Source organism: Candidatus Cloacimonadota bacterium, assembly GCA_028706475.1.
Taxonomy (GTDB): Bacteria; Cloacimonadota; Cloacimonadia; order Cloacimonadales; family Cloacimonadaceae; genus UBA5456.
Genome location: JAQWBI010000066.1, coordinates 1 through 6992, shown reverse-complemented (window position 1 = coordinate 6992; position 6992 = coordinate 1). Strand labels below are relative to the sequence as shown.

The following is a 6992-nucleotide window of genomic DNA, read 5'->3' as shown; positions in this document are numbered from 1 at the left end:
TCCTGCATACAATGAATGTCTGGTGAATGAGTTGCTTACGTTTGTATCGATTCCGAAGCTTTGACTCAGCCCAAACATCGTATGCCAGGGGATATTTTTAAACGCTTGCAGATATAGATATTTGATGCTGTGGCAGTCAAAATGCAGAAGCGGCATCAGCACCCGTTGTATGAGCCGCGCTTCATACAAAATGCGATACAGGCTTTCTTTGCTGCAGCAGAAATGGAGTCCCCGGGGAATATCCCAGATTATCCGGGCACCAAAATTCTCCAATTCCAAGCGGGCAATTTTTTCCAAGCTGCCCGATACTACAGCAAAATAATGATCTTGTTCCAATTTACATATCTTATATCTTAGGAATACAGGTAGCGCTTAATCTTCTGGGTAGGCGTCTTCTGGAAGGGTTCACTGGCGATCTGAACTTTGATGATACGGCTAAAATCCGCCAGTTGTTTGTTCACTTCACTACGATTTTTTTCCATCAGTTTCGGAATCTGGCTTTCTGGGATGTGGTCGTTGTCCAAAGCCTCGAAATCCGGATATATCATTACATGAAGCTGACGATTGCGTTCCAATACCAGCGATTCGCCCACATAGGGCATGTTGTTCATTTTTTGCTCCACCAGTTCCGGATAGATGTTTTCACCGCTGGGACCCAATATCACGTTTTTGCTGCGACCGCGGATATACACAAAGCCATCTTTATCTATAGTACCGATGTCGCCTGTGTATAACCAGCCATCCCGCAACACTTCAGCGGTAGCTTCATCAAACTTGTAATATCCCTTGAAGACCTGTTCACCCCTCAGTTTTATTTCTCCGGGGATTGTATGAGGGTCTTCAGACTCTACCTTGATCTGCAAAAATTCCACTTGTTTGCCACTGGATTCAAAACGGTGTTCATTCCAGTTTGCATATGAGATCAGGGGTCCGCACTCGGTCATACCGTAACCGATGGTGAAGGGAAATTTGATCTTTTTCATAAAGTGTTCCACTTCTGCATTCATAGGTGCTCCACCGGTGATAAGTTCGCGGATGTTTCCGCCAAAAGCCTGCATCAGTGTATCGTGGATCTTTTTAAGAATGATGTTTTTCAGTACGGGAATCTTTAGCAAAACCCTCATTTTAGGGGATTCGATAACGGGTTGAAGCTGTTTTTTATATATCTTCTCGATCAATAGCGGTACGGTAAGCACAATCTCTGGTTGTAGGTCTTTCATTGCGGCAAGCAGCAATTTGGGCGCAGGAATCCTATCCAGGAAGTTGATATGATTGCCTCGCGTAACCGGGTATAGTAAGTCGAAACTGCAAGCATAGGCATGTGCTAATGGTAAAAAGGCAAGTACTTTTGCACCCACATTGAACAACAAGTGATTGTGTGCAACTATCAAGTTTGCCAGCAAGCTGCGGTGAGGCAGCATCACACCCTTGGAAAAACCGGTGGTACCGCTGGTGTATATGATGGAGGCGATATCTTCGTTATCGCAGACATCCTCAATATCGAAACTGTCTTTATCCAGAGAGCTGGATGAACTGAATTCGGTAAAGTTCATGAGGGTAAACGGATGCTTCGAAAACTTCTCTTCCAGAATAGTGAAATCATCCAAAGACAATACAAAACGGACGTTTCTTAACTGATCGCCATCGATATTGTCGTATTTATCTTTGGAAATGAAGGCCAATTCGGCATCGCTGTGATTGATAATGTGCTGAGTGTCTTCGGGAGAAAAATTGGCCAGTATAGGCACAATCGTTGCACCATAAGTGACTGCGCTCAACCACACCAGACCCCAGTTACTGCAGTTCTTTCCCGCCAGGGCAATCTTGGTTCCTTTCTTTATATCCATATCTTTGAATATTCTGTGTAACCATAGTATCCGACCAGCTACATCTGCATAGCTTATTGAGGGGCCGGGATAATTTGTAAACGCGGGAAGATCCCAATATTCACGAATGGATTTAACAATTTTTACAATCAACTTCTCGTCTATCATTCTGCTTTCCTTCTCTGCTGTATTTGATACCAATCGGGCATGGTTCTCAGACCTTTTTTTTAATGGCAATTGCAAGAAAGACTGCTGCTCAAGCTTTGTCAAGTAAAAGATGATTTTTCATGCTTCTAGCAACAGCGAAAGATAAAGGTGATAAAGCAAGATGCCGCTAGTAAGGGGCACCGATACGTGCTTGTTCCCGCTATTCTATGGCATTGTCCTAATTCCGTTTATTCTGTCGTAGAATCTACGCACAAAAGCCGAAGCTCTGGGAAATGCCAGTGGTGGAGTAATGTCTTGAGCCAGATAACACATAAAAGCGGTGGCCAGAGCGCAGCCCGTGCCATGACTATAGTGCCAATTGTGCGCTGTAAATGTATGCAGATGGCAGTCTCTTGGGCTTACATAGGCTTCAGTGAGTTCTTGCACCGTGCTTTCGCTTTCGGGACTGATAACTGCCTCGGCTAGCCGGTGCCCGCCAGTTAGCAACACGCTTGCCCCGCTTTTGTGACACAGATCCTGTGCTGCGAGGAGTGCATCTTGGATATTGCTGATCCGGTGCGCACTCAGTATCTCAAGTTCGGGGATGTTTGGGCAGATGAAATGTGCTTTATCTGCCAGCTTGTGCAGGCAAAAAAGGTTTTCTTCATCTATGAAGGCTTGACCGCTGCTGGGAGCGATTACCGGATCCAGGATCACGCGATAACCGGAGCTCTTGTCCAAAAAATCAGCGCATAATTCCATTTTCTCTACGCTAGCCAGGGCACCAATTTTAACGAAGCGGATGTCGGGACTTTGAGTAAGCTGTTTTAATGCCCCGAGAAAGGCCTCGCGGGGCACATTGTGAATAGCTTTTAGCCCCAGTGAATCCTGGATGGTGATGGCTCCCACGCAGCATTGCAAACGGAAGCCAAACAGTGCCGCGATTCGAATGTCCTGGTTTATCCCGGCGCCACCGCTACTATCGATGGCGCCGATTGTTGCCATCACATCAGGCATGAATATCCGCTTTGTCGGTTTTGATGGCACACAGGTTGCCGCACATACTGCAGCGATCCTCTTGGCTGTGAGAGGTATCATACTTACGTTTTTGTGCCAATTCAGGATCCACGCAGTTTTGGAAGATGGTATCCCAATCCATTTGTCGACGCGCTTTGGCGATTGTATTGTCGATGTGTACCGCTCCGGGACAGCCCTTGGCTATATCGGCGATATGAGCGGCAATGCGGGAAGCGATGATGCCCTGTTTCACATCTTCCAAATCCGGCAGGCAGAGGTGTTCTGCGGGAGTAACGTAACACAGAAAATCCGCTCCGGCTGAAGCTGCTAAAGCACCGCCGATGGCGCCGCTGATGTGATCGTAGCCACAGGCAAAATCTGTGGGTAGAGGGCCCAAAACGTAGAATGGGGCATTATCGCAGAGCTTTTTCTGCAATCTTACGTTTGCTTCGATATCCGTGAGTGGCACATGTCCCGGGCCTTCCACCATCACTTGTACATTGGCATCACGAGCGCGTTTCACCAATTCTGCCAATACGATCAGCTCGGAAATCTGAGTGGAATCTGTGGCATCGAAGATGGCCCCGGGGCGGAAGCCATCGCCCAAGCTGAGGCAAAGGTCGTGCTTTTTACAGATGCTCAACAATCTGTCGTAATCTTCATACAGAGGGTTTTCTTTGCCGCTGTGCATCATCCAGCGTTTGAGCAGCGATCCTCCCCGGCTCACGATGCCCAAAAGGCGTTTGTCGTTTGAATGTGCCAGCAGGCTCCATCGGTTTATACCGGCGTGAACGGTTACAAAATCTACGCCTTGCTCCGCTTGATCCTGGATTTCTTCAAAGAGCATATTCGGCTCGAAGTCGCGGATATCTTTACCTTTTTTGTCCAGTTCCGAAGCCACCGCATAGATGGGCACAGTGCCTAGGATTAACGGGCTTTCTTTCAGCATTGTCTTACGAATCTCTTTCAGGTTCCCACCGGTGGAGAGATCCATCACGCTATGAGCGCCGAATTTATCGCAAAGGGCAAGCTTTTCCAGTTCCAGCGAGAGCTCGCACTGCAGGTCTGATGTTCCAATATTGGCGTTGATTTTGGTGCGGGTATTGTTGCCGATAGCGGTGGGTCTGGCATTGCGGTTTCGATTGTGAGGTATCACCACTTCGCCTTTCGCGATCAGTTTCATCAGTTCTCGGCAGTCGATCTGCTCATCTATAGCTACGCATTGCATTTCCTTAGTCATCTTGCCTTGTTTGGCCATATCTATCTGTGTCATGATTGTGTCTCCTTTAGGATTGTGTAGAATTGTATAATTTTTCTCTTCAGTTCGCTTGCCGTGGCAGAAGAGCCGAAGTGTCTGATAAAGCATAGGTTGCGAGCTCCGCTTGCCAATACTTCCGGCATATTGTGAGGGAAGATTCCCCCTATTGCCACAAGCGGTACTGGAGCTTGCTGGATTACATAGTGTAGGTTTTCGGTGCCAAGGGGAGCATCGGGAATCTTTTTTGCCACAGTAGAGTATATGGGGCCAAAGCTCATGTAGTCCGGTGCTTTCAGCTCACCCGCATATTTCATCTGTGATATCATTGTCATGGCTTCATTGAGGTTGTGAGTAGAAACTCCGATTATCTTGTCGTCAGGTAGTTTATTTCGGGCTTCTGTCCAGGGATCATCCTCCGGCCCAAGGTGTAGGCCGTCGGCATCTGATAAACGGCAGAGCTCGATGTTGTCGTTTACGATGAGACGGGTTTTGCTGCCTTTGCAAATGGATACCAGGTCTTTGGCCAGTGCCAGCAGGTTTTCGAAGGGCATCTCTTTGTCTCTTAGCTGAATGAATGGAACTTCCATCTCCACGCACAGCCTGGTAAATTCACGATAACCCAAATCGGGTGAAGTCATTACTATATATAGTCCAAAGTCCTGCATCGATCAGTCCTTTCCCAGAGCGGAGCTTATCAATTTGGCGGCTTTCATCCCGGAAAGCAGCATCCCGCCAAAGATTGGCCCCATGCGATTGCTACCGCTTACCCCGCAGGCAGCCATGCCGCTCACATACAATCCGGGATATAGTTCTGATGTGTATTGAATACAGGCTTTCTCGCCCGCTTCTGCATTCATCGATCTTTCTCCCCGGATTCCTGTCTGAGGCAGCTTAAGAGTTACCTGATTCTTGTTCACCAGAACTTTTACTACTTCTGAGGGGTGTCCCGTCGCGTCCAAAACGATTGTAGCCAGCAGTGAAAGCGGATCCACGTGCATATCCAGGCGTTTTATGGGAGTCCAGTTTACCACTACTCCCCGGACTCTATCTTCTTTTACCCGTACATCTTCCATGCACATACCGGAAAATATGGCACAACCGTTATGACTAGCGTGGTAGATGAGTGCGGAAGTGGCTTCGGCGGCATCGGCTACATAGAATCCAGGCTTGTGTTCTCGATGATTGATACCGTATTTTTGCAGGATAAAGCGGGCTTCTTCTTGGATTACGATGCTATTGAACAGCATGGCACCGCCCCACATGCCTCCGCCGGGGGCCAATTTACTTTCGATGAGACAGGTTTTGATGTTTTTGGATCCCAGTTCCGCGGCGCAGATAAGGCCCGATGGCCCCGCACCTACAATAATTACGTCGTTTTCAAGATGTAGAGACAGTTTGTTGAACCACTCTTGACAGATGGCTGTGGAAATAGTTTTTTCCATGTGTTTCCCCTTATCATTATTCTGGGGGGATTGAGAGGATCCTTCGAGGTTTGAATCTGGTGGGGAGTATTATGTACTTCCTAGCGCCGGTATTATCCGGATCAGGTTCGAAGGGTATATTCTCAGCTGAAAACTCAGCACCCCTGTATAGATTTCAAGATTATTACATAGGCTTTTCTGTCAACAACAATGTGGATGTGCGGATTGGAGTAACTATCTGTCTATGCTTTTTTTTGGGGGGGGGGTTATGGAGCCGGGACCCGGAAGCAGGCCCGGGTTTCACGATCAGCTCTTTCTGTTTGCGGATCTCGCCCGGAGAAGGAATATGGATGGGATTTCCAGTTTCAAAATCCAGACCCGTATAATACATGCATGTGCTTATCGTCATTGGGGTGGGAGTGAATTCCTGTACTTGCTCCACGTGAATCTTATGTTTTTCCAGCCAGTGTTTCAATGCCAGAGCATCATCCATAGTGGTGCCGGGATGGCCGATAATGATGTAGGGGATGATCTGCCGTTTGACGATGTTTGTGTAAATCATCACAGCACGATCGGGTCTCTTTCCGCTATTGCCTTCCGGACTGTAGGCGTCATCGGATCGCAACCGGCGCTGGGCAGTATAATGATTCACCATGGAGTCCATATTTCCAGAGCTGATGCCAAAAAACAGTCGAGGAGCGCCAAGTGCCATGAAATCCGCGTCGTTATGCCAATCCGGTTGAGCGATGATGCCTACCTTGAATCCGGCTGCTTCCAAGCTCCGCGCGATGATGGGCACGCCAAAGGAGGGATGGTCTACATAGGCATCTCCGCTGATGAGGATGATGTCGCAGGCAGACCAAGCACGGGCATTCAGATCGCTTTTATTAACTGGGAAAAACGCCATATTATTCCAAATAATGTACTGGAAACTACTGTCATGTCAAGCTTGGAGTGCCACAGCGACCGAAGGGAGCTTTTGAATCATTATTATCTTTCCCTTTGTTCGATCCAGTGCTGAACCTGATATCAAGGTGTTATCATCCTGTGCTCACTCGATGATAACCCGATGATATCTACTTCTCTACACGTTGATACACAGAGTGTGAACCGCAGCTCTGAATCATTCGGCAGATTATCTGCCAAAGTGGAGTATGGCAGCCCAGCAGAAAACGACATTCGTACCTTGACGAGTCACTAGTAGAGCGTTCATAAAACAATATATCATACTCTAATCTCATCCATCTTATATCTCCACCTGAACACGACAGGCGATTGATTTAGCTCATCAATACCTTTGTAGATTCGATCAATTAGTTCTTC

7 protein-coding genes and 1 riboswitch are annotated in these 6992 nt (G+C 47.6%); all 7 genes read right to left on the bottom strand.

Annotation, left to right across the window (positions count from 1 at the left end):
• On the bottom strand, positions 1-336 hold a 336-nt coding region (locus PHF32_08310), incomplete at its 3' end, for a THUMP domain-containing protein (GenBank protein ID MDD4560719.1).
• A gap of 17 nt (positions 337-353) precedes the next feature.
• Positions 354-1994 carry an AMP-binding protein gene (locus tag PHF32_08305; GenBank protein ID MDD4560718.1) on the bottom strand — a complete coding sequence of 547 codons (1641 nt, stop codon included), beginning with the start codon at positions 1992-1994 and terminating at the stop codon, positions 354-356.
• 204 nt (positions 1995-2198) lie between these two features.
• Positions 2199-2990, bottom strand: coding sequence for a bifunctional hydroxymethylpyrimidine kinase/phosphomethylpyrimidine kinase (locus PHF32_08300; protein MDD4560717.1), 792 nt, complete (start codon positions 2988-2990; stop codon positions 2199-2201).
• A complete protein-coding gene (gene thiC, locus PHF32_08295; GenBank protein MDD4560716.1) occupies positions 2983-4263 on the bottom strand; it encodes a phosphomethylpyrimidine synthase ThiC in 1281 nt (426 codons plus the stop codon). The genes PHF32_08300 and thiC overlap by 8 nt, the downstream gene beginning before the upstream one ends.
• Entirely contained in the window at positions 4260-4913 is a 654-nt protein-coding gene (locus PHF32_08290) for a thiamine phosphate synthase (protein MDD4560715.1), read from the bottom strand. Before PHF32_08290 ends, thiC begins: the two co-directional genes overlap by 4 nt.
• A 3-nt stretch (positions 4914-4916) precedes the next feature.
• Positions 4917-5690, bottom strand: coding sequence for a sulfide-dependent adenosine diphosphate thiazole synthase (locus tag PHF32_08285; GenBank protein ID MDD4560714.1), 774 nt, complete (start codon positions 5688-5690; stop codon positions 4917-4919).
• A 60-nt stretch (positions 5691-5750) separates the two neighbouring features.
• Positions 5751-5845, bottom strand: a riboswitch (TPP riboswitch).
• A gap of 8 nt (positions 5846-5853) precedes the next feature.
• The gene (locus PHF32_08280) at positions 5854-6576 is read right to left on the bottom strand and encodes a hypothetical protein (protein MDD4560713.1); all 723 of its coding nucleotides are present in this window, start codon (positions 6574-6576) and stop codon (positions 5854-5856) included.
• Positions 6577-6992: the final 416 nt, after the last annotated feature.

Coding starts and splice junctions, on each gene's coding strand:
- thiC (MDD4560716.1), bottom strand. CDS start 4,263: ATGACACAGATAGATATGGCCAAACAAGGCAAGATGACTAAGGAAATG.
- PHF32_08305 (MDD4560718.1), bottom strand. CDS start 1,994: ATGATAGACGAGAAGTTGATTGTAAAAATTGTTAAATCCATTCGTGAA.
- PHF32_08285 (MDD4560714.1), bottom strand. CDS start 5,690: ATGGAAAAAACTATTTCCACAGCCATCTGTCAAGAGTGGTTCAACAAA.
- PHF32_08290 (MDD4560715.1), bottom strand. CDS start 4,913: ATGCAGGACTTTGGACTATATATAGTAATGACTTCACCCGATTTGGGT.
- PHF32_08300 (MDD4560717.1), bottom strand. CDS start 2,990: ATGCCTGATGTGATGGCAACAATCGGCGCCATCGATAGTAGCGGTGGC.
- PHF32_08280 (MDD4560713.1), bottom strand. CDS start 6,576: ATGGCGTTTTTCCCAGTTAATAAAAGCGATCTGAATGCCCGTGCTTGG.